17 protein-coding genes are annotated in these 21227 nt (G+C 49.3%); 14 read left to right on the top strand and 3 right to left on the bottom strand.

Going from position 1 to position 21227, the window contains the following annotated elements:
* Positions 1–5 precede the first annotated feature (5 nt).
* Together CGRAC_RS00420 and CGRAC_RS00425 are read left to right on the top strand one after the other, a co-directional pair.
* Entirely contained in the window at positions 6–1007 is a 1002-nt protein-coding gene (locus CGRAC_RS00420; protein ID WP_005871570.1) for an iron-sulfur cluster assembly scaffold protein NifU, read from the top strand.
* 413 nt (positions 1008–1420) lie between these two features.
* A complete protein-coding gene (locus tag CGRAC_RS00425; protein ID WP_005871569.1) occupies positions 1421–2209 on the top strand; it encodes a transporter substrate-binding domain-containing protein in 789 nt (262 codons plus the stop codon).
* A 612-nt stretch (positions 2210–2821) separates the two neighbouring features.
* On the opposite strand, the gene CGRAC_RS00430 is transcribed toward CGRAC_RS00425, so the two are convergent.
* The 3 genes from CGRAC_RS00430 to CGRAC_RS00445 all read right to left on the bottom strand — a co-directional run bounded on the left by CGRAC_RS00430 (position 2822) and on the right by CGRAC_RS00445 (position 6176).
* On the bottom strand, positions 2822–3535 hold the full coding sequence (locus CGRAC_RS00430; protein WP_005871566.1) for a rhodanese-like domain-containing protein: 714 nt from the start codon (positions 3533–3535) through the stop codon (positions 2822–2824).
* Between the two features lie 344 nt (positions 3536–3879).
* Complete coding sequence (locus tag CGRAC_RS00435) at positions 3880–4671, bottom strand: UDP-N-acetylmuramate dehydrogenase (RefSeq protein WP_005871562.1); 792 nt, start codon at positions 4669–4671, stop codon at positions 3880–3882.
* 608 nt (positions 4672–5279) lie between these two features.
* Positions 5280–6176, bottom strand: a complete 897-nt coding sequence (locus tag CGRAC_RS00445; protein WP_005871556.1) for a menaquinone biosynthesis family protein — start codon at positions 6174–6176, stop codon at positions 5280–5282.
* Positions 6177–6467: 291 nt separating this feature from the next.
* Between CGRAC_RS00445 and recA the strand changes: the two genes are divergently transcribed.
* The 12 genes from recA to CGRAC_RS00505 all read left to right on the top strand — a co-directional run bounded on the left by recA (position 6468) and on the right by CGRAC_RS00505 (position 21225).
* The gene (recA, locus tag CGRAC_RS00450) at positions 6468–7511 is read left to right on the top strand and encodes a recombinase RecA (protein WP_005871554.1); all 1044 of its coding nucleotides are present in this window, start codon (positions 6468–6470) and stop codon (positions 7509–7511) included.
* Positions 7511–8761, top strand: a complete 1251-nt coding sequence (eno, locus tag CGRAC_RS00455; RefSeq protein ID WP_005871553.1) for a phosphopyruvate hydratase — start codon at positions 7511–7513, stop codon at positions 8759–8761. Before recA ends, eno begins: the two co-directional genes overlap by 1 nt.
* A gap of 1 nt (position 8762) precedes the next feature.
* Positions 8763–9590 (top strand): FtsB family cell division protein, encoded by an 828-nt coding sequence (locus CGRAC_RS12360; RefSeq protein WP_005871551.1) that lies wholly within the window; start codon positions 8763–8765, stop codon positions 9588–9590.
* Positions 9587–10777: a hypothetical protein gene (locus CGRAC_RS00465; RefSeq protein WP_005871549.1), complete on the top strand. Its 1191-nt coding sequence runs from the start codon at positions 9587–9589 to the stop codon at positions 10775–10777. Before CGRAC_RS12360 ends, CGRAC_RS00465 begins: the two co-directional genes overlap by 4 nt.
* Before the next feature lie 9 nt (positions 10778–10786).
* The gene (locus tag CGRAC_RS00470) at positions 10787–11416 is read left to right on the top strand and encodes an NAD(P)H-dependent oxidoreductase (RefSeq protein ID WP_005871547.1); all 630 of its coding nucleotides are present in this window, start codon (positions 10787–10789) and stop codon (positions 11414–11416) included.
* 192 nt (positions 11417–11608) lie between these two features.
* Positions 11609–12982, top strand: a complete 1374-nt coding sequence (gene argH, locus CGRAC_RS00475) for an argininosuccinate lyase (RefSeq protein WP_040304040.1) — start codon at positions 11609–11611, stop codon at positions 12980–12982.
* 614 nt (positions 12983–13596) lie between these two features.
* On the top strand, positions 13597–14229 hold the full coding sequence (locus tag CGRAC_RS00480; RefSeq protein WP_081451729.1) for a uroporphyrinogen-III synthase: 633 nt from the start codon (positions 13597–13599) through the stop codon (positions 14227–14229).
* Positions 14230–14472: 243 nt separating this feature from the next.
* A complete protein-coding gene (gene purD, locus CGRAC_RS00485; RefSeq protein WP_005871539.1) occupies positions 14473–15729 on the top strand; it encodes a phosphoribosylamine--glycine ligase in 1257 nt (418 codons plus the stop codon).
* Positions 15726–16163, top strand: a complete 438-nt coding sequence (locus tag CGRAC_RS00490) for an RDD family protein (protein ID WP_005871538.1) — start codon at positions 15726–15728, stop codon at positions 16161–16163. Before purD ends, CGRAC_RS00490 begins: the two co-directional genes overlap by 4 nt.
* Positions 16150–18408 (top strand): LPS-assembly protein LptD, encoded by a 2259-nt coding sequence (locus CGRAC_RS00495; protein WP_005871537.1) that lies wholly within the window; start codon positions 16150–16152, stop codon positions 18406–18408. The genes CGRAC_RS00490 and CGRAC_RS00495 overlap by 14 nt, the downstream gene beginning before the upstream one ends.
* On the top strand, positions 18408–19127 hold the full coding sequence (locus CGRAC_RS00500) for a phosphoribosyltransferase family protein (protein ID WP_005871536.1): 720 nt from the start codon (positions 18408–18410) through the stop codon (positions 19125–19127). Before CGRAC_RS00495 ends, CGRAC_RS00500 begins: the two co-directional genes overlap by 1 nt.
* Positions 19111–21225 carry a polyribonucleotide nucleotidyltransferase gene (locus CGRAC_RS00505; protein ID WP_005871534.1) on the top strand — a complete coding sequence of 705 codons (2115 nt, stop codon included), beginning with the start codon at positions 19111–19113 and terminating at the stop codon, positions 21223–21225. Before CGRAC_RS00500 ends, CGRAC_RS00505 begins: the two co-directional genes overlap by 17 nt.
* Positions 21226–21227: the final 2 nt, after the last annotated feature.

Raw genomic sequence — 21227 nt, forward strand, 5'->3', positions numbered from 1 at the left:
AAAAAATGGCAAAAAATAGTTTGATAAACGGCTCGATCTGGGAGCAGTACTCGCAAAAAGTGCAGGATCGCATGAACAATCCTCGCTATATGGGTGAGATCACCGAGGAGGAAGCGAAGGCTAGAGGCGGTAAGCTAGTGGTCGCGGACTTCGGCGCCGAGAGCTGCGGCGATGCGGTGCGGCTATATTGGTTGATAGATCCTAAAACCGATAGAATTTTAGACGCTAAATTTAAAAGCTTCGGCTGCGGCACGGCGATTGCGAGTTCGGACACGATGGCTGAGCTTTGCATCGGAAAGACCGTCGATCAAGCGGTAAAGATTACAAATTTAGACGTAGAGCACGCGATGCGCGATAACCCTGATGAGCCCGCCGTACCGCCGCAAAAGATGCACTGCTCGGTAATGGCATACGACGTCATCAAGCAGGCTGCTGCGAATTACAAGGGCGTCGATCCCGCGCATTTTGAGGACGAAATCATCGTGTGCGACTGCGCGCGCGTGAGCCTCGGTACGATCAAAGAGGTGATCCGCCTAAACGACCTTCACACGGTCGAGGAGATCACGCAATACACCAAAGCGGGCGCGTTTTGCAAATCCTGCGTGCGCCCTGGCGGACACGAGGAGAAGGATTACTATCTGGTCGATATTTTAAAGCAAACCAGAGAGGAGATGGAGAGAGAGAGACTTCAAGCTCAAGCCGAGGCGAGTGCCGCTACTAGCGCGAAAGCGGGAGCCGAGATGAGCTTTGAGCAGCTAAATTTGATCGGTAAATTTAAAGCGGTCGAAGGGGTGCTTGACGAGGATATCCGCCCGATGCTTCAGATGGACGGCGGCAATCTCGACGTCATCGACATCAGGCCTGCAGACGACGGCAAAACGGACATATATATCCGCTACCTAGGCGCTTGTAGCGGCTGCGCCAGTGGTGCGAGCGGCACATTATACGCGATCGAAAATGTTTTGCAAGAAAACCTTAGCCCGAACATCCGTGTAATGCCGATCTAAGGTTGTTACTGCCAAGTTTGCATCTTGGCTTAGTCTTTACGAAATTTTAAGAGCTTGGCTTCTGTATAATTGATGCAGTGCTAAATTTCGCCCCTTAGTTAAATTCGCAATTAGACGCTAAATCTGCGTAGAATTTCGCCGTTTGCTTTTAAGAATATCGTAAATTTTGATAAGGTTTTCTAGCGTGAAATTCATCCGTAAATTTTGTCTATAAAATTTAATTAAAAGAGCTTTTTATTTCGCTCGTGTAAGTTTTTTATGAGATTTCGTTTGTAAATTGGGCATAGAATTTTCTCCATGAATTCCATCTTTTTATAAATTTAGATGAAAATGCGCCATAAATCGCAGAATTTTAGCTGGCTATAATTTCTTTTTATTATAATTGCGCCTTATTTCAACTAAAAGGGGAGCAAATGAAAGTATTTGTTTTGGCGGCTCTGCTACTTGGTTTTCTATCTGCAAATTCTTTGGATCAGATCAAAAAAGATAGGCTCGTTCGCATCGGTGTATATAACGATCAGCCGCCGTTTAGTGCGCTCGTAGACGGCAAATACAGGGGATTTGAGATTGCTCTTGGCGAAAAGCTCGGCAAGGAGATTTTCGGCGATAATCCCGGCAAGGTAAAATTTATCCCGATCACGGCTTCAAGACGCATTAGCGCTTTACAGCGCAATGAAGCGGATATGGTGATTGCGACCTTTACTCCGACGCCCGCGCGAGCGAAAAAAGTAGATTTTTCGGAGCCTTATTTTAAGGTGCAGGTAGGTGTGCTAGCCAAAAAAGACGAGAATGTCACGAGCTTCGATCAGCTGCGCAAAAAGAGGATTTTCGTCATCAAACACTCTCCTATTCACAATTTCTTACGCAAAGCGGGCTTTAAGAAGAATTTAAACTTTTGCGCCAGTTCGGCTAAATGCTACCGCGCTTTCAAGAGGGCGAAAAACGCCGTACATGTCGATGATAATCTAATCCTGCACGCATACGCGATCATCGATAATAAAACGCAGGTTGTTTTGGATGGTCTAGGTAAGCAAACTTACAACGCAATCGCCGTACAGAAGGGCAATAATGCGCTGCTAGAGCTAATCAATACATCTTTAGCGGGACTAAAAAAAGACGGATTTTTGGATAAGACCTTTGACGATACGCTCGAGATTTTTTATCACGGCACAATCGATAAGAAGGAATTCTTGGTTGAATAAAATTTCGTGCAGAATTTGATTCTTGCGTTTGACTTCCGCTTGAAATTCGTTTTATTGTAATGACGGAGTGAAAAAATACATTGCGGGCTTAATTTGCTTTTAGAATTCGGCTTTGACTTTGCTTGCCTCTCCTAAAGCGCAAATTTTATCGGGATTTGTGAGGCTATTTAAAACGCACGCACTACTAGCGCGAAATTCCATTTTCGGAAATAAAATTTTTAAGCGATTCGTCTGTATTTAAAATTCACGCAACTTTTATAGAGTCCGTTTCACTTTTACATCCCACAAAACCCGCGCTAGCTTGTAAATTTCTATTTTTTCAGCTCTAAATACCTGCTTTCCCGCTACAGCTTTATGATTTAAATTTTAAAAATTCCTCTAAAAGGAGCTAAACTCCCAAGCGCTATTACCGCCTCGGTATGGAGAATTTAAAATTTACGCCCTACATCAAAGACAAATTTTATGCAAAGTAGGCGCCAAATGAGCAGGCGGAGCAAATAATTTCAAATTTAGCGGCGCCTGTCTTATCGGGTGCCGCGAAGCTGCATTTTATAAAGACGCGGCGAATACAAAAAATGGTCGTAAAATTTTACCTCAAGAGCCAATCTCGATTTACTTCACCAGCTCGTAATTATACTCTTTCGTGCCGTCAAGTAGATTTGTGACGTTGTAGCCTCGCTCGTTTAGGGCTTTGGCGAGCTTGGCGCTGCGGTTGCCGCTGTAGCAGTGCGTGATCATCTTTTTGTCTTTATTGGCCTTAAGCACGTCCTTGTAGTTTTCTAAAGGCTCGCCGTCAGGAATATTTATCGCGCCTTTCATATGCCCCGCGTCGTAGTCTTGCTTCTGCCTAGCGTCGATGATCAGCACGTTCGGATCATTTGCTATTTTCAAAAACCCCTCCGCGTTTATGCTGCCGACTTTATACAGCTCATAGTCGTACTGCTTCACGCCAGTCGCATTCATAAGCACACTGAAGCCTTTTTGTTTAAGCAGATCAAGCGCCTTGCTGCTGCGATTGCCCGTATTGCAATAAAGCACGACGTTTTTATCTTTATAGGCGTTTATCTCGTCCAGCCTGCTTTCCAGCTCTCCAAGAGGGATGTTGATCGCGTGCTTTATGTGGCCTGCAGCGTACTCATCTGCACTTCTAACATCAATGACTAGATAATTTTCTTTCGCCCTATTGTCCTCCTCTATCGCCGATAGCGCTGCGCCGCTTATAGCGTAGCCGCTAGGCTGCTGCATCTCGGCGCCGCAAGTCGCAAAAGATCCCAATGCCGCCAGCAAAACCGCGCTTTTTAAAATTTTGTGAGAAATAAATTTCATGTTTTTCCTTTGAATTTTAGCTTTTAAAGCGGGAGATTATATCAAAAATTTAGCTAAATAGTGTGAATTTACGCCGTTAGCAGATGCGAACGATCAAGTAGGCGGTTTGCTTGCAAAAGCAAAAGAGCGATAAAATTTAATAAGGTCGGACTTGCGCCCGAGCAATACCAAAAGATAGGGGTTAAAATATATAGACCGCCACAATAAACGCTCTTAGGCAAAAGCCGCCCGCAAGCACGCCGCATTCGTTATAAACACAGCTTTTTACCTCCTCGCCGTCGCCGTGCGCAGAGGCTCGCTCGTAACGCTGCTCACCGCCTTAGCCTGCGAAGTCCGCGCCTGAACTATAAAATTTTAACCTCTAGCTCAAGCGCGACGCCGAAGCGCTGCAAAACCCGCTCGCGAGCGAGATCTATCAGGCTCATCATATCCTCAAAGCTCGCGCCTCCGAAATTTATGATGAAATTGGCGTGCTGCTCGCTAAATTTCGCGCCGCCGACCCTGTAGCCTTTTAATCCCGCCGCTTCGATCAGCCTACCCGCGGCATCGCCAGGCGGGTTTTTAAAGCAGCTTCCAAAGCTAGCTCCCTTTGGCTGATTGGCGCGTTTGGCGGTGAAATCCGCGGCGAGTTCGGCATCAAAGCCGCGTGAAATTTTAAACTCGGCGCCCAAAATCGGCTCCTCGATCCCGCTTCTTCGGTAGCCGAAGCTTATCCGCTCGCGCTCCACCCAGCCGCGAGTTAGGCGCACGGCAAGCAGGCTATCGCTGATGCTAGCGCCGGCGAGCCCCGCGTTCATTTTGATTAGCCCGCCGAGCGTGCCCGGGATGTTTCGCAAAAACTCAAAGCCGCCGAGGCCCTGCTTTTTGGCGAAGTTGTAAATTTTGCCCGACTTCGTCGCAGCCCCGATGCTAAGGACATCGCCACTTAAACTTATACGATCGAACTCCTCGCTTAGCATCGCAAGGTGCGGCGGCGCGGGCGAGATGAGCAGATTGTTGCCACCGCCGATGATCGCGCCCCCCGCTATGCTCTCAAACTCTGCAAAATCGGTATCGTCTTTTAAAATTTGCACCGCAAAGCTCCCGCCGATGCGCACGGAGGTGTATTTGCTAAAATCTATCTGCTTTGTTTTCAAAATTTTGCCTTTTAAATTTCATTTCTAAATTTTGCGCTTGCCGCTCGCCCCGTATCGTTTTAAAATTTAGCGATACCGCCGCGAGGTGCGGTGCGAGACGCAAACGCTATTTCAAAATTTAGCGCCGCCAGCGCGATTGAATTTATCTCGCTTTCGATATGTTTTCAGCAGCGCGCTACATCGCACCGCAACTCGCACCCTGCGGCACAAAACACAGTCGCGCAATATGCTTCCACGCGTAAAATTTCATCGCTGCGTAGCCGTAAATTTAAGGCGCAGCTACAGATTGCACGGCGATAATAACGCTACAGCGCGGTCGATTGGCACAGCTTGGCGGCAAAATCCGCGGCGAGCTCAGCGTTAAATTTGCGCTAAATTTTAAACTCTCTATGCTCCGCGGCTAAATTTCAAAAACTACGGCACAGCACTGCAATGGCAAGAGCGGGTAAAATTCTACCTTGCGCGCCCGCTTTTGCGCCGAAGCAAAATTTAGCCAAGTCACTCCGCTTAACGACGAGAAATTTAGCCAAAACACGATTTCATTCCGAGCAAAATTCACCCGAAACAAGAGCCAAAAATTTAATCTAAAATTTTAACCTCGCCCGGCTTTACATCGGGTTTTGCCCGCCGCAGTCCGCAAAACGGATCTCGTTATATTCGCGCGGGATAAAATTCTCCTGCGCGCTAAGCGGCGCAGGGTAAAATCCGCGCTCGTAACCAAGCTCAAACAGCCTATCTACCGCCCTTATCTGTACCTGCGAAAGCTCGATCGAGGCTTCGTTGGCATAAAGGCTCAGATATTTTTCGAGCTTTGCGTCGTCCACGCGGATCAAATTTCGCTCCATCAGCATGTGCGACAAAAAGGGCTTATGCGCGGTGGCGATACGCACGCCCTCCGTTAGCACGCGCTCGCACTCGGTGGCGTCCGTTATCGGTAGGCTACGGCGAACCGCCATACCTCCTAGCGGCAACGGCAGATTTTCGCCCGCTAGCTCGCTCCAGATATCCCAGATCTCGCGCTCCACGCAAAGCTCGTCCGAAAAGTCCAAAATGCTTTCATGTATCAGCACTCCTGCGTCTACCTCGCCGCTTAAAACCGCGCCCTCGATGTCGAGAAAATTTTTATAAACTATGCGCGCCTGTGGGTAGGCCATGCGAAAAAGCAGGGCATTGGTCGTGTGTTTACCGCTTAGCGCGACTTTGAAATTTCGCTTTAAAACCGCGCCCTTTTTCTTAACCAGCTTTGGCCCATAACCCTCGCCGAAGCTCACCGCCGTGCGCAAAAGCGCGTATTCGTCGCAGATAAGAGGATATAGCGCGAAGCTAATCGCCGTGGCCTCATAGGTGCCCTTTAGCGCCTCGTCGTTTAGCGTCTGGATATCAAGCGCGGTGGCGCTAAATTTTAGATTTTTTGAACTCACCCAGCCGAAATCAATCGCCTTATACATAAAAATATCGTCGGCGTCGGGCGAGTGGGCGACGTTTATATGCTTAAAAATCTTCAAATTTAATCCTTTTTGCTCCGCTTTAAATTTCGCGCGCGGCCTAATTTCAAAATGTTGCGAAATTATAGTGAAATTTTGCTACAACCCTCATAAAAATGTGGAATTTCTAAAGAAAAACGTGAAAAACAGAGCCTGTTTAAAAGGCTAAATTTAATGCTCTCCGCTTGCCGCGCAGAACTTTTGCGCTCCTTAAAAATTTCAAATTCCGAATGCCGCGCCGAATTTGAGCGAATAATCAAAAATTCATTTCAAATTTGGTAAAATCAAGCGAATTTATTTTTAAGGAAAAACATGGACGAGGGAAAGAAAAAGACGCTGGATGCGGCGCTAAAATCGATTGACAAAGCTTTCGGCAAGGGCACGCTGGTGCGGCTGGGCGATAAGCAGGTCGAGCCGATAGACGCCATCTCTACGGGCTCTGTAGGGCTTGACATCGCGCTTGGCATCGGCGGCGTGCCGAAGGGGCGTATCATCGAGGTTTACGGGCCTGAGAGCTCGGGTAAGACGACGCTTACGCTTCACATCATCGCGGAGTGCCAAAAGGCGGGCGGAATTTGCGCATTCGTGGACGCCGAGCACGCGCTGGACGTCAAATACGCTTCAAATTTAGGCGTCGATACCGACAATCTCTACGTCTCTCAGCCCGACTTCGGCGAGCAGGCGCTTGACATCGTAGAAACCCTAGCAAAAAGCGGCGCGATCGATCTTATCGTCGTTGATAGCGTCGCCGCGCTCACGCCGAAAAACGAGATCGAGGGCGACATGGGCGATCAGCACGTGGGGCTTCAGGCGCGACTTATGAGCCAAGCGCTGCGCAAGCTCGCCGGCGTCGTGCATAAGATGAATACGACGGTGATCTTTATCAACCAAATCCGTATGAAGATCGGCGCGATGGGCTACGGCACACCTGAGACGACGACTGGCGGAAATGCGCTTAAATTTTACGCTTCGGTGCGCATCGACATACGCAAGATCGCCACTTTGAAACAAAACGAAGAGAGCATCGGCAACCGCGCCAAAGTCAAGGTCGTGAAAAACAAGGTGGCGCCGCCGTTTAAGATCGCGGAATTTGACATAATGTTCGGCAAGGGCATCAGCAAAGTGGGCGAGCTGATCGATTACGGCGTCAAGCTCGATATCATCGATAAAAGCGGTGCGTGGTTCAGCTACGGCGATACGAAGCTTGGTCAAGGGCGCGAAAACGCTAAAATTTATCTAGAGAATAACCCTGCTGTCGCCGAAGAGATCACCGCTAAAATACGCGAGCAGATGGGTAGCGTAAATTTCAGCGCAGACGCGGACGATGAAGAAAATTTACAAAGTGGAGATGAATGATGATTTATATCGAAGATGTTTATGCGATAGAAGTACTTGACAGCCGTGGCAACCCGACCGTGAAAGCAACCGTGGCTCTAAGCGACGGCACCGTAGCAAGCGCGATAGTGCCAAGCGGCGCAAGCACGGGCAAACGCGAGGCGCTGGAGCTTCGCGACGGGGGCGATAGATACTGCGGCAAGGGCGTGCTAAAGGCGGTAGAAAACGTAAATTCGCAGATCGCTGAGGCCGTGATCGGGCTGGATGCCTTTGATCAAAAGGCGCTTGATGATGAGATGCGCGAGCTTGACGGCACGGATAACTACTCAAATTTGGGCGCAAATGCGGTGCTTGGCGTATCTATGGCGGTAGCGCGCGCGGCGGCTAAAAGCCTTGACGTGCCTTTATATCGCTACCTTGGCGGCGCAAACGCTAGCGTACTGCCCGTGCCGATGTTTAATATCATTAACGGCGGCGCGCACGCGAACAACAGCGTGGATTTTCAAGAATTTATGATTATGCCGTTTGGATTTGATAAATTTAGCGACGCGCTGCGAGCGGCGACCGAAATTTACCACACGCTAAAAGGCCTTCTAAACGCAGCCGGTCACAGCACGGCGGTAGGCGACGAGGGCGGATTTGCGCCGAATTTAAACGATAACGAAGAGCCGATCAAACTAATCATGCAAGCTATCGAAAAAGCAGGCTACAAGGCCGGCGAGCAGATCAAGCTAGCCCTTGACGTCGCAGCCAGCGAGCTGTACGAAAACGGCAAATATAAGCTAGAAGGTAAGGAATTTAGCAGCGAAGAGCTGATAGAGCGATACGCGCAGCTTTGCGAGAAGTACCCGATATTTTCGATCGAAGACGGCCTAAGCGAGGACGACTGGGCGGGCTGGGCGAAGCTAACTAGCAAGCTTGGCTCTAAAGTGCAGCTTGTGGGCGACGATCTATTTGTAACGAATGAGAAAATTTTACGCGAAGGCATCGCCAAAGGCGTAGGTAACGCGATTTTGATCAAGCCAAATCAAATCGGTACCGTCAGCCAAACTATGCAGACGATCCGCCTAGCTCAGCGCAAAGGCTACCGCTGCGTGATGAGCCACAGAAGCGGCGAGAGTGAGGATAGCTTTATCGCGGACTTCGCCGTTGCGATGAATACGGGCCAAATCAAAACGGGCGCGACCTCAAGAAGCGAACGCAACGCCAAATACAACCGCCTGCTTGAGATCGAGCGCGAGACGGACGAGTTTTTAGGAAGCCGAATTTAAAATGTTTTTTAAAAAAAGGTCCAAGCGGGGCTTAAAAGGCGGTGCACAACGCACCTATGCGGACGGAGCGGATTATACGGACACGCAAGGCAGATATTCAGACATAGACTTTGACGAGGACGATTTTTTTGACGATGGTGAATTTTGTAGCGATGAAAATTTTAGCGGAGGCTTTAGCGAGGTAGGGGCTGGCTTCTGCAAAAATCGCAATGGAACCTCACACGGCGTAGACGAAACAGGCTCTGCCTCTGATGCCGGAGGCGGCGGCTCTAATTTAAGCAGCAAAAGCTCTACTACAAGCGGAAACTACGAAGGTAGCGTGCAAGCAGACGCGGGCTTTTACAGCGCGGAATTTATTGGGGGCGGCGATTTAAAGAATGCAGAGTTATACGCTAAAGAAAACCACTTCCCAAACGACGCGGATTTTGCGGCTCAGAGCGTAGAGCGCGGCTCTCAAGGCACGAGCTTTGCGGCGCAAGACATAAATCCTGCCACGCAAGGATTTTCTTTTGCGCCGCAAAACGCAGATCCTGCCGCTAAAAAAGCTTTAAAAAAGCGTAAAAATTTAAAAGAACGGCTGAATTTTATCAATCCGTTTTCACCGCTTAAGCAGATTTTTGCAGCTCTTGCGCTGATCGTCTGCGTCGTTTTTGCGGGCATCTTTGTGGGTGATGTGCTATTTGGCAAGCGATCGTTTGAGGTGCTGCGCCAGCTGCAAAAAGAAAAGGCGTTTTTATTCACCGACGTCGAGCGGCTAAAAGAGGAAAACGCCGAACTGCAAAAGCTTTATTTAGAGCGTCGCTCGCTCGATCCGGACCTTAAAAAATGAGAAAAATTTTTTTGCTAATTTTGGGTCTCTGCGCTTTTTTAAACGCAGAGAATTTAAATGGCGTAAATTCAAACGCTACGAAATCCAGCATCGTCGTGGTAAAAGAGCAAAATTCTACCGATTTGGCGATTAAAGACCCAAAAACAGGTGCGCAAAGCCCAAACGCTAAAAAGCAAGCTGTAATGAAACCTGAAACATCTAAAAGCCCTACCGTAGCAATGCAAAAAAGCGCCGCAGAAGCAAATTCCAGCGTCAAAGCAAGCGCCGCCAAAAAAGCTGTGAGCGCACAGCTCTCGCAGACCGAAAAAAAAGCTTCTGTGCCCAAAGCTGGCATCGGCGCTCCTTCGCAGGTTATAAAAACGGAGCTGAACTCTTCTGCGCAGCCTTCAGTTGCGATGCTTCCGCCTCCTGATGAGTTACCGATCGTGCCAGAAGTAAGCGAGCCAAATTCTACGATAGTGCAAAATTTCAAAGCGGCACAGAATTCTACAGCTCAAAATTCTACGGTGCAAAACTCCACTGCGCAACAAAACGCGCAATCTGCTCCACAAAATTCCAATCCGGCGCAAAGCTCCGCCGCCACGCCGCAAAATATTCCCGCGCCTAAAAATTTCACGCAGCAAACCTTTGCGCTTCCTTCAGACGCTCTTACGATCGAAAGCCTGATCGTGCGATATAGGGACGACGACGGGGCTCTGCATGAAAAGATCGTTGATATCAATCGCTCGATTGATTGGCACGATGATTTCGTGCTAAGCGCGAGCGCCAAACCTGCGCTACATAGGGCACTGGACGTCTCGGTTACTTCGACTGATCCAAATTTACAAAAGCAGGTCTCGCAAAGTGGTATCACACCTAGCTTCGCGCCGCGCCTGGAGCTGCCGTTAGAGACGCTTAAATTTGACGACGGATTAAAATTTGTCATCCGCAAAGACAGCGTGCAGCTCATCACCGCAGACGATTTCAAAAGCTCCGACGCAAATGCTTCGGGCGCGCTTGAAGCGGAGTTTTGGCGCCAAGAGATCCCGCTTAGCGGCGCGAGCTTTGCTGTAAATATCGGCGGCTTTAGCGATATTAATGTCACTAAAGAGGATGGCTACTACCGCATCGGCGTGCGCTCGCATGAGGGCAACCTCAGCATCAGACGCAAAGATGGCGGATATTTAATCTACAAAAATTCTAATTAAGGAGAGGCTATGACGCATTTAGAGATTATGAAATTTCGCCACGCGTGCAAAATTTTTGACGAGAATAAAAAGATCGGTAAAGCCAATTTCGACGCCATTTTGCAGGCAGGCATCTTGGCACCTAGTTCTACGGGACTAGAGCAATGGGACTTTTTGGTTGTGCAAAAAAAGGCACTGCGCGAGCAAATCCGCGAAAAATCGTGGAATCAGCCGCAGATCACCTCTTGCTCACATCTGGTCGTGATTTTAGCAAAGATCAAGGACATAAAGCTAGGGAGTGATTATATCGAGCGAATGATTACACGTAAAAAAGATGAAGCGCCTAAATATATCGGCGACAGGCATAAATTTTATCAAGATTTTTTAAGCGGTTATTTTCACAACGACGATGAGGAGTTATTTAATTGGTCTCACGCACAGTGCATGTTCGCAGCACTTGCGATGATGAACGAGGCTGCAAGCCGCGGCATCGACAGCTGCCCTATGGAGGGCTTCGATCGCGCGGCGCTAAATGAAATTTTAGGCATTGATTGGAACGATCGCCGCGTGGCGCTGCTCGTACCTTTCGGCTACCGCGTAAACCCGCAGCCGCAAAAGATCCGCCGTAGCATGGATGACGTAGTAAAGTGGATCGAATAAGCTAGCAAGCGCTTTTGAAGCGCTAAGCTTGAGGCGCAATAAATTCCAAACCGAGTGCGAAAGCGCGGTACGCGCATTTTTTAGAAATTTACCGCGCTTTAGCCTTTTTTCTCGCCCGCAAATCTTGTGCGGCGAGATTTAAAATTTTATAAAATCACCGAAAATTTAAACGAAGGAGCGAGCGTGAAAAAAATGTGGGAAGGGCGCTTTAGCGAGGCGAGCTCGGCGCTTTTGGAGGAGTTCAACGCCTCGATCGGCTTTGATAGGGCGCTTTGGCAGGAGGATATCGCAGGCAGCAAGGCTCACGCAAGAATGCTCGGCGCCTGCGGGATTTTAAAGGCTGACGAGAGCGAAAAGATCGTCGCGGGGCTTGATGCCGTATTCGAGGAGATAAAAAGCGGTAAATTTGAGTTTAAAACCGCCGACGAGGACATCCACATGGCGGTCGAAAAGCGCCTAAGCGAGCTCATCGGAAGCGATCTTGGCGGTAGGCTGCACACGGCGCGTAGCAGAAACGATCAGGTCGCACTTGATTTTCGCCTCTACGTGCTTAAAAGCGGCTCTGCAATCGCCGAAAAGATCCGCGAACTAGTAGAAGCTCTGCGAGATATAGCTAGCGAGCATACAGGCACGCTAATGCCCGGCTACACGCACCTCCAGCACGCTCAGCCAGTGAGCCTTGCCTATCACTTGCTGGCTTACGCGTTTATGTTTCGCCGCGACTACGAGCGCTTTGCCAGCTCGCGCGAGCGAAACAACCTCTGCCCGCTGGGCTCGGCTGCGCTTGCCGGCACGCCGCACCCTATAAACCGCGGTCTGGTCGCGCGAGAGCTAGGTTTTGCGGGAGTAACGCCAAATGCGATGGATAGTGTCAGCGACCGCGATTTTGCGCTGGAGATTTTGTTTAACGTAAGCGTGCTGATGACGCATGCGTCGCGCCTGTGCGAGGAGCTAATCTTGTGGAGCTCGCAGGAGTTCGGCTTCATCACGATCAGCGACGCGTACAGCACGGGCAGCTCGATCATGCCGCAGAAGAAAAACCCCGACGTCGCCGAGCTCATACGGGGCAAAACGGGGCGCGTAAACGGCAATCTCGTCGCGCTGCTAACGGTGATGAAGGGCTTGCCGCTAGCATACAACAAGGACATGCAGGAGGACAAGGAGGGCGTTTTTGATAGCGTCGCTACCGCGCTTGCGAGCCTTGAAATTTTAAAACAGATGCTAAAAACGGCTAAATTTAACGAGCAAAATATGCTAGCGATGACGCGCCGCGGGCACCTCACGGCAACCGATCTGGCCGACTTTTTGGTGCGGGAGAAAAACGTGCCCTTTCGCCGGGCGCACTTCATCACGGGCAAGGCCGTGGCGTATGCGGAAAATTTGGGTCTAGATTTGAGCGAGCTAAATGCGCAGCAGCTTGCAAGCGTGGATGAAAGCTTGGGTGGCGATGCGGTTAAATTTCTTGATCTAAACGCTTCTAAGGAGGCGCGCAAGTCGCAAGGAGGCACGGCAAATGAGAGCGTAATGGCGCAGATTGAAATTTTAAACGAGTGGCTGAAAGGGTAAATTTAAGGGGTTAAGTACGGCGAAATTTTAAAATTTAGCGCTCGTAGCTTTGAAATTTCATAGCCGCGGTTTTAAATTTTAAAATTCGGCGAGCTATGTAATACGTCTGCTGCGTGCAGAGCAGGCCTCGCGACGGTGTTTTAAGCACCCGCCGCAGGTAATTACTGCGCAAATTTAAAAATGATAGCGCACTCTAAGCTAGCTTTAGAGCGGGCGCTTGAGGTTATAAAGTTAAATTTAAAATACCGAGCCAGCGCAAAATGGAGTGCTTGGTTGCAAATTTAGGCAGTGAGATAAAATTTTAAAAAAGCGTGCCGCCGCTAGGTTGCCTAAACTCGACTGAAAAGCGCGAGCAGACTTTGCGGGCGGGTTTTAATCGACGTCGAGGACGGAGCAAAGCGGAATTAAATTTTAAACTCAAAGATTAATGACGGCGGATCGGATTTTTCGAGAGCGGAATTTAATCGAAGTAAATTTAAGCGTTAAACGGTGTGCACGTAATCGATAAGGCGCGAATGGAATTTAATCAAAGCAAATGAAGCGGCATTTTTTTCGTTTCTGCGCGTCGTGAAGGCAGGGGCGAGGCTCAAGCAAATTTAAACATGGAGGGCGTTTTGATATATCTGGTGTCTAATACGAAATTTGATCATCCGCAGGTGAGGCAGCTTGCGGTCTGCGAGATAAAATTTCTCAAATTTAGCCTGCCTGCGCAGGCGAGCGCGCTAATTTTTACCTCCAAAAATGCGGTGGCGGCGATAAAATTTAATGAAATTTCGCCTGATTTAGATACGCCCGTTTACGCTATCGGCGAGCCGTGCGCTGCGGCTGCGCGCGAGTTTGGATTTCGCGATATCTATACGGCGCGGCACGGGCACGGAAATGAGTTTGCCGCGGAGATCGCGCCGTTCTTGCAAGGCGCATACGCGCTGTATCTGCGCGCACGCGAGACGGTATCGAAGTTGGAGCAAATTCTATCTAGCGCCGGCGTGCGGCTGCAAAGCATGATCGCCTACGAAAATTCCATTCTCAGCCTGCCTGCCGCTGCAAAGCCGCCGCAAGGCAGCACGCTGATTTTTACCTCTCCTAAAAACGTGCGCGGCTTTACCGCAAATTTCGGCTGGGACGGGAGCTACAAGGCGATCTGTATCGGTAAGACGACGGCGAGCTTTTTGAGCGAGTTTTGCGAGCCGATAATCTGCGAAAGAAGGTCGATAAAATCCTGCGTCGATCTGGCGCTTTTGCCATAGTTTAAGCAAATTTTGACTATAATTTTGCCCAAGCCTGGGTGAAGCGAGAGCGTTTTATATGAGGGTTCAACATATTTGTATAAGCGACGACGTGAGAGGTCCGTGTGACGCGGCTCGGCTCGAGCTTTTTTTAAAGTTACGGGTTGCGACCTAGAGATTTTTCCTAGTTGCAAGATTGGCTTTGTTTGAGCCGATTCTTTTTACGCAACGCTCACTTGGGTTTTTTACGTTACGGAGGCTTCATTGAATATCCTAATAATTGGCGGTGGCGGTAGAGAATACGCGATCGGGCTAAGACTTCGCGAGGATAAAAACGTTTTAAATCTGTATTTTGCTCCGGGAAACGGCGCTACAAAGGCGTTCGGTAAAAATTTAGATTTAAAAGATTTTAATGAACTCGCGCTCTTTGCCAAAAACAACGACGTAGCCCTTACCGTCGTAGGCGCCGAAGAGCCGCTTACAAAAGGTATCGTGGATATTTTTAAAGCGCAAGGTCTTGCGATATTTGGCCCCAGCGCTGCTGCGGCGAAGCTTGAGGGCTCTAAAGCCTATATGAAGGACTTTCTGGCGCGAAATCACATTAAAACCGCAAAATTCCTAAGCAGCGACGATCTATCCGAAATTTCAAAATTTATCGATACTCTAAACGGCCGCATAGTGGTCAAAGCGGACGGCTTGTGCGCAGGCAAGGGCGTCATCATCGCAAACTCCAAAGATGAAGCCAAAAAAGCCGCGGCGGATATGCTAAGCGGCGAAAGCTTCGGCGAAGCGGGCAAGCGCGTCGTCGTGGAGGAGTTTTTAGATGGTTACGAGCTGAGCTTTTTTGCGATTTGCGACGGGGAGAATTTTGTAAGCCTGCCCGTAGCGCAGGATCACAAAAAATTGCTTGACGGCGATCTAGGCCCGAACACCGGCGGCATGGGAGCCTATGCGCCAAGCCCGCTAGCGGATGCCGCGCTGATAAAAAGAGTAGAAAGCGAGATCGTAGCACCCACGCTAAAAGGGATGAAACAGCAGGGCGCGCCATTTTGCGGCGTGCTGTTCGTGGGGCTTATGATCGTGGGCGGCGAGCCTTACGTGCTGGAGTACAACGTCCGCTTCGGCGATCCTGAGTGCGAGGTTTTGATGCCGCTAATTGACGGAAATTTGAGCGAAATTTTATACAACGCCGCCGTAGGCAAGCTAAGCAGCATAAGTTTAAAAGAGCGATTCGCGGTGGGCGTCGTGATCGCTAGCGAGCGCTACCCTTACGGCTCTTCGCAGCCTGCTTTGATCGAGGTCGGCGAAATTCCTGCGGGCGCGCATATCTGCTATGCGGGCGTGAGCGAGCGGGAGAGGCAAATTTACGCTAGCGGCGGGCGCGTTTTGGTAAGCGTGGGCGTCGCACAGAGCTTAAAGCAGGCGCGCGATGCGGCTTATGCGCTGTGCGAAAATATAAAATTTAGCGGCGCGCAGTATAGGCGCGATATCGCGCACCAAGCCTTAAGAGATAAAATTTGATCGTCGCTTCGCTTAGCAAGCGCGTAATCGCGTTTAGTATCGACGAAGCTGTGAGCGTAACGCTTTTTGTGGTCGTGCTATTTGCTATCGACGAGCCAGAGCTTGTCGCAGCGGCGCAGAGCGGAAGCAATCTTGAGGTACAAAAGATCGCGTCGAAATTTATTTTGCATTACGCGATAATAAAATTTTTATATCATATGATTTTCGTCTATCTGTACGGCGCGTCGCTAGGTAAGCTCGCGGTTAAAATTTATTGCGTCCGCGTTGACGGCAGCTCTATGGATATCGCTACGGCGGCGATTCGCGCAGCGGTTCGGGTGATAAGCGAGACGATATTTTATATGGGATTTTTGGTGGCGTTTTTTACGAACTCGCGACAGAGCCTGCATGATATGGCGGCGAAAACATTGGTGGTAGAGATTGAAAAAGAGTAAAAAATTTAAAATTCTAGCGCTTAGTTTTAGCGCTCTTTTAGCAAGTAGTGCGAGTGCAAAGGTCCAAGACGTCGAGCTTATAGCAGATAATGTCGAGAAGAACGGCTTTTTGACGGAGGCGAGCGGCAACGTAACGGTGTATTCGCAGGATTACTTTATCACCGCCGATCGTGCTACCTATGACGAGCAAAACGGCATTATCGAGCTTTTCGGCAACGTCAATGCGATGCGCGGTAGCAGCGAGACTACGCGTGCGCAGCATGTCAAAATCGATCTGAAAAACGATAAGCAGCAAGCCGATGTAAATTTTATGATGGATAAGGACTCCGAGCTTTGGATGCAAAACGACGCCAGCTGCAGCGACAGTGAGTATTACCGCGTGGAGGGCTCCAGCGTATCTAGTTGCAACGTCACCGATCCTGATTGGCGCATCAAATTTAGCAGCGGCATGCTAAATAAAGAGAGCAAATTCCTCCATCTTTTTAATCCGAGATTTTATGTGGGCGACGTACCGGTGCTCTATCTGCCGTATTTCGGCTTCCCGACTGATCGCACGCGCCGTACGGGCTTGCTGCCTCCCGAGGCCGGTTATATCAGTAAGGAGGGGATTTATTATAAGCAGCCGATCTATTTCGCGCCTTACGATAGCTGGGATTTTCAGCTCGATCCACAGGTGCGCACGCGCAGGGGCTTTGGCGTATACGGGACATTTCGATTTACGGAGTCGCCGTATTCTTACGGCGAGATTAGAGGTGGAGTTTTCGATAACTTCTCGCGGGCGCAAAAACGCCTCGAATACAAAAACGAGCGCCATCACGGCTTTGAAGTGCAATACGATCGTAGCAAGCTTGTGACCTATCTGCTAGACGGCGATCTGCGCGAAAATTTATGGATCGATTTTACCCAGCTAAACGATTTGGAGTATTACGATCTCAAACAAAAGGGCGGCCTTAGCGACGATGCGGATAACTCGCTCGTAACTTCACGGCTGAATTATTATTTGACCGGCGACGAGCACTATTTCGGCGCTTACGGACGCTACTACATCGATACGAGCAAGCTAAACGCCGATAATACTTTCCGCAACGAAGATACCGTCCAAGAGCTTCCGACGCTGCAATATCATAAATTTAGCAATGATTTGGGGCTGCCAAATTTGATCTATTCGCTTGATGCGAAGGCGCGTAATTATACCAGATGGGAGGGCGCGACTGCTCGCCAATACGAGTTTGACGTGCCGATCAGTATAAGCACACCGCTACTGGCGGATTATTTAAATTTCGCCTTTACCGAGCGAGTGTATATGACCAATATCGATTGGCACGATAAATTCTACTACGCAAACGGAGATCTTGGCGAGGATAAAAGCACTTTCTACGCTAATCAATACACCGAGCTTTCGCTCTACACCGACGTAGCCAGGGCTTACGATAGCTTGTATCATACGATGAGCTGGAGAGCGGATTTTAGAATTCCAAGCTGGCAGCAAGGCGACATCGAGGATAGAATTTTAAAGTATCATCAGTATAAATACGACCTTGCTCGCGGCGCAGTAGATCGCTCGCGGCTAGGTAACTTGCAAGACTCGCTTTATTGGGAGGATAACTTCTTAAGTGAGCTTAGTGACGAATACACCCACGAAAATGCAGCTTTAAGTATGACGCAGTTTTTCTATAATGAAGACGGACGTAAATTTTTACGCCATAGCGTCAAGCAGCGATATGACTTCGACGATCATGAGTTCGACGATTTAGAACACCGCATCGATGCGTATTTTGCAAATGGATTAAATATCGGAAACCGCTTTACCTACTCGCATAAATATAAAAGCTTCGATAAGGTCTATACCTACGCCAACTACTCCAACGAAGACTTTAGCTTTGGACTTAGTCACGCTTACGAATACGAAAAGCTAAGCATGGAGCCTAAACGCTATACGAAAGATAACTACGGCATCGTAAACGCTTCGGTAAATTTACCTAGGAATAATAAAATTTTTGGGCGTTGGGATTACGACTTGGAGCGATCTTATTCTAAAATGTGGCGCGTGGGACTTTCTCATACGCGCAAGTGCTGGAATTACTCTTTTGTGTATCAAGAGGATATTGAGCCTAAAAATACCAGTATGACGGGCTATAGTAAAGCAAGCAAGGAGCGCGGAATTTACTTTCTCGTAAATTTCTATCCGTTCGGCGGAGTGGGGTATGATTTTTCGGTAGATAGTGAATACGGAAGTGAAAAATAATGACGCCTAGAGCCGAGCTGATGTTTGAAAACCAAATCGATGCCGCGATGAAACTCGCAGAAATTTTACCCGCTACCGTGATCAAAAACGAAAATTTTCTAATAATCGCTCAGTCTTTGGAGTCGCTTCCTATCGCAAACCATCTTGCTCTAAAACTCGGGCTTGCTTATGAGTTTTTATTTACTGAGCCTGTTTTAGCGCCAAATAATCCTGAATGCGCGATCGCGTGCGTAAGCGAAACCCAAGAGATCGTAATGGTAGATGAGCTCGTGCGAAGCTTTGGTATCAGCCTGGATTATGTTTACGGACAGGCAAACAGACTTTATGAGGAGAAAATTTTAAAAAATATGTATAAATTTCGCAAGGGCGAGCTTTTGGGAAATTTAGAGAAAAAAAACGTCATCTTGGTAGATGAGGGGTGTGAGAGCGGGCTGACTGCACTTACTTGCATAAAGACGCTCGTAAGCTTAAACGCCAAAGCGATCTTTTACGCCACGCCCGTTATCGGCAGCGATAATGCGGACGAGATCGCCATGCTAGTAGATGGAATTTACGCCGTTCACAAGATCAGAGATTTCGTGAACGTGGATTTTTATTACAAAGAAAAAACGCTCTCAAGCGCGGAGGAGATAATGCAAATTTTAAACAAATGCCCGCTTTATCTGCCGTTTCACGAGACCAACAAAAATAAGGAGAAAATTAATGCAGTGCAAAATTGAAGTAAATGGCAATACCGAAATTTTCGATATCAATAAGGTCGCAAAGCAAGCCGCGGGTGCGGCGCTTTTGCGTGTGAAAAATACCGTCGTGCTCGCTACCGTAGCGCGCGAAGAGACGCAGGTGCAGGAGGACTTTTTGCCCCTTACCGTGCAATATATCGAAAAGATGTACGCAGCGGGCAGAATCCCCGGAGGCTACATCAAACGCGAGACCAAGCCGGGCGATTTTGAGACGCTAACGAGCCGCATCATAGACCGCTCGCTGCGCCCGCTCTTTCCGAAGGGCTATGCATATCCGACGCAGATTGTGGTTTACGTGCTATCGGCGGATCCCGAGGTCGATCTGCAAGTCGTCGCTCTTAATGCGGCGTCTGCGGCGCTATATCTTAGTGACATCCCGATTAAGGCGCCCGTTTGCGGCGTGCGCATAGGCTATGAAAACGGAAATTTCATCTTAAATCCGAGCAACTCCACGCTTAAAGCTAGCGTGCTTGATCTTTACGTAGCTGGCGTCGGCGATGAGCTTTTGATGATCGAGATGCGCTCTTTGCCGCAGATTAATGGCGACGCGCAGCAGATGAATGAATTTAGCGAAGACCTGATGGTAGATGCGATCGATTTTGCCGCAAAGGCGATAAGTGCGGGTTCAAACGCCTACGAAGAGGCTTTTCTGCCGCTTAAAAAGCCCGATGCAAGCCTGGAGTACAAGCCCGAGATCGAGGATGAGGATATCGCGGATTTTATCGACGCAAACTACAAAGACGCCGTCAAAGCGGCGATCAATCAGATGGCAAAGAGCGAGCGCGCTACCGAGCTGAATAAAATCGTGGATCAAATTTTAGCGACCGAGGTCGCGGCGCAAAACGAATGGAGCAAAGAGGTGATCTCCAGCGTCATCGGCAAGTATAAGCGCGGCATCATCCGTACGCAGATCATCGAGGATCGCCGCAGAGCCGACGGACGCGCGCTTGATGAGGTGCGCCCGATCAGTATCGAGACAAATATCCTACCGTGCGCGCACGGTAGTTGCCTATTTACGCGCGGGCAGACGCAAGCTTTAGTCGTAACTACGCTGGGCGGCGATAGCGACGCGCAGCTAAGCGATAGCCTAACGCAGCTCGAGCCGATCAGCGAGCGATTTATGTTTAACTACAACTTCCCCGGCTTTTGCGTAGGCGAAGCAAGCCCGCTCAAAAGCCCCGGCAGACGCGAGCTGGGACATGGAAATTTAGCCAAAAGAGCGCTGTATCCGAGCATCAATCTAAACTCGCCGCAGTCTATCCGCGTGGTGAGTGAAATTTTAGAGAGCAACGGCTCAAGCTCGATGGCTTCGGTCTGCGGCGGCGCGCTATCGCTTCGGGCGGCGGGCGTACCTACGCTAAAGCTGGTTGCGGGCGTAGCGATGGGCTTGATTTTTGAGGGTGAAAAACACGCCGTGCTAACCGATATAATGGGACTTGAGGATCACGACGGCGATATGGATTTTAAGGTCGCGGGTACCTATGAGGGCATCACCGCGCTTCAGATGGATATCAAGCTCGGCGGCATCAGCCTGGAGGTTTTAAAAGAAGCTCTCGCGCAGGCAAGGCAGGCTCGCGCGCATATTTTGGGCCTTATGGAGCAAGCGGATGCGGCGATCGTTATAAATAGGGACGTGCTTCCAAAGCTTGAAATTTTTAACGTCGAGGCGAGCAAAATCCCCGACATCATCGGTCAGGGCGGCAAGGTCATCAAAGAGATCACCGAAAGCTTCGGCGTAAATATCGATCTGGATCGCGAAAAGGGCGAGGTTAAGATCCAAGGCGCCAAAGCTAGCGGCGTATCGGGCGCGAAAGAGAAAATTTTATCGATAGTTTCAAATTCTCGCGATTTTCGCAAGCCGCGCGGCGAACGTAAAGAGGTAAAATTTCAGATCGGCGAGGAGTTTGACGGCGTAGTGCAAAGCGTGCTGGATTTCGGCACCTTCATCTCGCTACGAGACGGCGTGGACGGGCTACTGCGCGCTAAATTTATCACGACGCCTTACAAGGCGGGCGATGTAGTGCGAGTGCGCGTGACCGATCAGAAAGGCACTAAAATTTCACTGGAATTAGCTTAAAA

It is taken from the genome of Campylobacter gracilis, assembly GCF_001190745.1.
GTDB classification, from domain to species: domain Bacteria; phylum Campylobacterota; class Campylobacteria; order Campylobacterales; family Campylobacteraceae; genus Campylobacter_B; species Campylobacter_B gracilis.

What these genes read in the sequence shown, in the direction of transcription:
- CGRAC_RS00420 (WP_005871570.1), top strand. Translation starts at nt 6, where the DNA reads ATGGCAAAAAATAGTTTGATAAACGGCTCGATCTGGGAGCAGTACTCG.
- CGRAC_RS00425 (WP_005871569.1), top strand. Translation starts at nt 1,421, where the DNA reads ATGAAAGTATTTGTTTTGGCGGCTCTGCTACTTGGTTTTCTATCTGCA.
- CGRAC_RS00430 (WP_005871566.1), bottom strand. Translation starts at nt 3,535, where the DNA reads ATGAAATTTATTTCTCACAAAATTTTAAAAAGCGCGGTTTTGCTGGCG.
- recA (WP_005871554.1), top strand. Translation starts at nt 6,468, where the DNA reads ATGGACGAGGGAAAGAAAAAGACGCTGGATGCGGCGCTAAAATCGATT.
- eno (WP_005871553.1), top strand. Translation starts at nt 7,511, where the DNA reads ATGATTTATATCGAAGATGTTTATGCGATAGAAGTACTTGACAGCCGT.
- CGRAC_RS12360 (WP_005871551.1), top strand. Translation starts at nt 8,763, where the DNA reads ATGTTTTTTAAAAAAAGGTCCAAGCGGGGCTTAAAAGGCGGTGCACAA.
- CGRAC_RS00465 (WP_005871549.1), top strand. Translation starts at nt 9,587, where the DNA reads ATGAGAAAAATTTTTTTGCTAATTTTGGGTCTCTGCGCTTTTTTAAAC.
- CGRAC_RS00470 (WP_005871547.1), top strand. Translation starts at nt 10,787, where the DNA reads ATGACGCATTTAGAGATTATGAAATTTCGCCACGCGTGCAAAATTTTT.
- argH (WP_040304040.1), top strand. Translation starts at nt 11,609, where the DNA reads ATGTGGGAAGGGCGCTTTAGCGAGGCGAGCTCGGCGCTTTTGGAGGAG.
- CGRAC_RS00500 (WP_005871536.1), top strand. Translation starts at nt 18,408, where the DNA reads ATGACGCCTAGAGCCGAGCTGATGTTTGAAAACCAAATCGATGCCGCG.
- CGRAC_RS00505 (WP_005871534.1), top strand. Translation starts at nt 19,111, where the DNA reads ATGCAGTGCAAAATTGAAGTAAATGGCAATACCGAAATTTTCGATATC.